The 942-nt window shown below is 55.5% G+C and carries 1 protein-coding gene; it reads left to right on the top strand.

All coding sequences use genetic code 11. The features are described 5' to 3' along the window. Positions 1–942, top strand: coding sequence for an ABC transporter substrate-binding protein (locus JTI85_RS03045; protein WP_101742853.1), 942 nt, complete (start codon positions 1–3; stop codon positions 940–942).

Here is a 942-nt window from a genome sequence, read left to right as displayed (position 1 = left end):
ATGAGATTGAAGCCCTTAGTGACCGCGCTCTGTGCTGGCGCACTGCTTGCTGCAGCTCCATTTGTGCAGGCGAAAGAACTGAAATCCATCGGCGTTACGGTGGGCGATCTGGCCAACCCGTTCTTCGTACAAATCACCAAAGGCGCGGAGCTGGAAGCGCGCAAACTGGCCGGTGATAACGTCAAAGTGACGTTGGTTTCCAGCGGCTACGATCTGGGCCAGCAGGTGTCGCAAATCGACAACTTTATTGCCGCCAAAGTCGACATGATTATCCTTAACGCCGCCGACTCCAAAGGCATCGGCCCGGCGGTAAAACGCGCGAAAGACGCCGGGATTGTGGTGGTCGCCGTTGACGTAGCGGCGGAAGGCGCAGACGCGACCATTACTTCCGATAACACTCAGGCAGGTGAAATGGCCTGTAAATACATTACCGACCGTCTGAAAGGCAAAGGCAACGTCGTCATCATCAACGGGCCGCCGGTTTCTGCCGTCCAGAACCGTGTGGAAGGCTGCCAGACCGAATTCAAACGCCACCCGGATATCAAGGTGCTGTCACATAATCAGAACGCCAAAGGCAGTCGTGAAGGCGGTCTGGAGATCATGACCGCCCTATTGGCGGCCAATCCGAAGATCGATGGCGTGTTTGCGATTAACGATCCCACGGCGATCGGCGCCGATCTGGCGGCAAAACAGGCGCAGCGTAGCGAATTCTTTATTGTCGGCGTAGATGGCAGCCCAGACGGTGAAGAAGCGCTGAAGCGCGAAAACTCACTATTTGTGGCGACTCCGGCACAAGATCCGCAGGTGATGGCTGCCAAAGCGGTTGAAATCGGCTATGACATATTGCAGGGGAAACCCGCCCCGAAAGAACCCGTGCTGATCCCGGTGACGATGATCGATAAAAACAACGTCGGCAGTTATAAGGGTTGGACGGTTAAATAA

It is taken from the genome of Citrobacter sp. Colony219, assembly GCF_019382635.1.
GTDB classification, from domain to species: Bacteria; Pseudomonadota; Gammaproteobacteria; order Enterobacterales; family Enterobacteriaceae; genus Citrobacter; species Citrobacter youngae.
Note: the sequence above shows the minus strand (reverse complement) of the source record. Positions and strands in the feature narration are given on the sequence as shown.

Bases quoted from the DNA above. Each gene is read 5' to 3' on its own strand.
- JTI85_RS03045 (WP_101742853.1), top strand. From the start codon at position 1: ATGAGATTGAAGCCCTTAGTGACCGCGCTCTGTGCTGGCGCACTGCTT.